Origin of the sequence: Rhodopseudomonas sp. BR0G17, assembly GCF_010907025.1 — a bacterium.
In the GTDB taxonomy this organism is placed as follows: Bacteria; Pseudomonadota; Alphaproteobacteria; order Rhizobiales; family Xanthobacteraceae; genus Rhodopseudomonas; species Rhodopseudomonas palustris_H.
In genome coordinates this window covers 2,501-5,527 of sequence record NZ_QUML01000071.1, presented here as the reverse complement: position 1 = coordinate 5,527, position 3,027 = coordinate 2,501, and the positions used below count along the sequence as shown (strand labels likewise).

The 3,027-nt window shown below is 54.6% G+C and carries 2 tRNA genes and 2 rRNA genes (1 of these 4 running past the window's edge); all 4 read left to right on the top strand.

The features are described 5' to 3' along the window. Positions 1 to 150: 150 nt before the first annotated feature. A 16S ribosomal RNA gene (locus DY467_RS25095) occupies positions 151 to 1,639 on the top strand. A 200-nt stretch (positions 1,640 to 1,839) separates the two neighbouring features. Next, positions 1,840 to 1,916: transfer RNA gene (locus DY467_RS25090), tRNA-Ile, on the top strand. A 33-nt stretch (positions 1,917 to 1,949) separates the two neighbouring features. Then, positions 1,950 to 2,025, top strand: a tRNA-Ala gene (locus DY467_RS25085). A 422-nt stretch (positions 2,026 to 2,447) separates the two neighbouring features. Beyond that, positions 2,448 to 3,027: ribosomal RNA gene (locus tag DY467_RS25080) — 23S ribosomal RNA — on the top strand; it runs 2,237 nt beyond the window's last position. Together the 16S and 23S rRNA genes with 2 tRNA genes alongside form the textbook arrangement of a ribosomal RNA operon.

Genomic DNA, 3,027 nt, shown 5'->3' with positions numbered 1-3,027 from the left:
CCGGACGAAAGACTTCGGCGGTACACGTTTTCAAGGAAACACCATGTTCGCGAGCGCTGTGAAGCGCTGCGACGAACCGGCGATCTTCGGATTGCTGGTGATGGTGGGACCTCGTCAAACGTTGTGATCAGCCGGTTCAAAGTTCAAGTCCAACTTGAGAGTTTGATCCTGGCTCAGAGCGAACGCTGGCGGCAGGCTTAACACATGCAAGTCGAACGGGCGTAGCAATACGTCAGTGGCAGACGGGTGAGTAACGCGTGGGAACGTACCTTTTGGTTCGGAACAACACAGGGAAACTTGTGCTAATACCGGATAAGCCCTTACGGGGAAAGATTTATCGCCGAAAGATCGGCCCGCGTCTGATTAGCTAGTTGGTGAGGTAATGGCTCACCAAGGCGACGATCAGTAGCTGGTCTGAGAGGATGATCAGCCACATTGGGACTGAGACACGGCCCAAACTCCTACGGGAGGCAGCAGTGGGGAATATTGGACAATGGGCGAAAGCCTGATCCAGCCATGCCGCGTGAGTGATGAAGGCCCTAGGGTTGTAAAGCTCTTTTGTGCGGGAAGATAATGACGGTACCGCAAGAATAAGCCCCGGCTAACTTCGTGCCAGCAGCCGCGGTAATACGAAGGGGGCTAGCGTTGCTCGGAATCACTGGGCGTAAAGGGTGCGTAGGCGGGTTTCTAAGTCAGAGGTGAAAGCCTGGAGCTCAACTCCAGAACTGCCTTTGATACTGGAAGTCTTGAGTATGGCAGAGGTGAGTGGAACTGCGAGTGTAGAGGTGAAATTCGTAGATATTCGCAAGAACACCAGTGGCGAAGGCGGCTCACTGGGCCATTACTGACGCTGAGGCACGAAAGCGTGGGGAGCAAACAGGATTAGATACCCTGGTAGTCCACGCCGTAAACGATGAATGCCAGCCGTTAGTGGGTTTACTCACTAGTGGCGCAGCTAACGCTTTAAGCATTCCGCCTGGGGAGTACGGTCGCAAGATTAAAACTCAAAGGAATTGACGGGGGCCCGCACAAGCGGTGGAGCATGTGGTTTAATTCGACGCAACGCGCAGAACCTTACCAGCCCTTGACATGTCCAGGACCGGTCGCAGAGACGTGACCTTCTCTTCGGAGCCTGGAGCACAGGTGCTGCATGGCTGTCGTCAGCTCGTGTCGTGAGATGTTGGGTTAAGTCCCGCAACGAGCGCAACCCCCGTCCTTAGTTGCTACCATTTAGTTGAGCACTCTAAGGAGACTGCCGGTGATAAGCCGCGAGGAAGGTGGGGATGACGTCAAGTCCTCATGGCCCTTACGGGCTGGGCTACACACGTGCTACAATGGCGGTGACAATGGGAAGCTAAGGGGTGACCCTTCGCAAATCTCAAAAAGCCGTCTCAGTTCGGATTGGGCTCTGCAACTCGAGCCCATGAAGTTGGAATCGCTAGTAATCGTGGATCAGCATGCCACGGTGAATACGTTCCCGGGCCTTGTACACACCGCCCGTCACACCATGGGAGTTGGCTTTACCTGAAGACGGTGCGCTAACCAGCAATGGGGGCAGCCGGCCACGGTAGGGTCAGCGACTGGGGTGAAGTCGTAACAAGGTAGCCGTAGGGGAACCTGCGGCTGGATCACCTCCTTTCTAAGGATGGGTCTTCAACAGCTTGCTGTTATCGACCTGTTTTAGAAACATCAGAGGCTCTAAGTCATACGAGCCTCATTGGCGGGATTTCGCCGTCTTCGTTTCTCTTTCTTCGCGGACGAACACGCGCCTGGGGTGCGCGCAAGTCGATCGGTTTGGCGGATGCCGGCCGGTGGTTTGCTTGCGGCCTCTCGTGCTGAGGGCTTGTAGCTCAGTTGGTTAGAGCGCGCGCTTGATAAGCGTGAGGTCGGAAGTTCAAGTCTTCCCAGGCCCACCATTTTGTCGAGCGCAGCATTCGTCTTCTGGTTACGGGGCCATAGCTCAGCTGGGAGAGCGCGTGCTTTGCAAGCATGAGGTCGTCGGTTCGATCCCGTCTGGCTCCACCAGATGGACGATCATCGAACGAAGATCATCGTAACTAAGATCAACGTGACCTCGGCTTCGCCTCGTTGCTGTCATCCGGACAGCGACGATGGCTCATCGTCCGCAACTTGTATTCGCCGGCTTTGCGCAATGCGCAGCCTGGCGGGTTTTCTGACATCGTGAAGAGGAGATCGATCCGGGTTCGGGTCTTGTAGAGCAATCTACGGGCGCCGTTCGCGTATCTCCAGATCGTTTTCGGCGCATGCCGGTCGCAAGACCTGCGTGTTGTAAAACGGTCTTTGTTGGCGAGCTTGACCGCACGCCATCGGTTCGATCTTACGAAGCAATAACTGGTCTTTTCATTCAATGTCCGTTTGCAAGATGCGTCCTTCGGGATGGCTTGCAAGTACATTCTGCCGAGTGTGTGGACATTGATAATGAGAGCAATCAAGTGCCTTAAGGGTGTTCGACGGATGCCTTGGCGCTGAGAGGCGATGAAGGACGTGCTACGCTGCGATAAGCCATGGGGAGCTGCGAAGAAGCTTTGATCCGTGGATTTCCGAATGGGGAAACCCACCTTCGATAGCCGGAACTCCAAGGCCTTGCGTTTTGAAAGAGACGTGAGGGTTTGGATTTCCGGTTATCAAGAGAAGGTATGAGATCTCTGAATACATAGGAGGTTTCAAGCGAACCCAGGGAACTGAAACATCTAAGTACCTGGAGGAAAGGACATCAACCGAGACTCCGCTAGTAGTGGCGAGCGAACGCGGACCAGGCCAGTCATCATTGGAAGACAATTGGAATCTGTCAGGAAAGCAGAGCCTTAGAGGGTGATAGCCCCGTACAAGTAATGCGACCATTGATGCTCGAGTAAGGCGGGACACGTGAAATCCTGTCTGAACATGGGGGGACCACCCTCCAAGCCTAAGTACTCCTCAGCGACCGATAGTGAACCAGTACCGTGAGGGAAAGGTGAAAAGCACCCCGACGAGGGGAGTGAAATAGTTCCTGAAATCGGACACCTA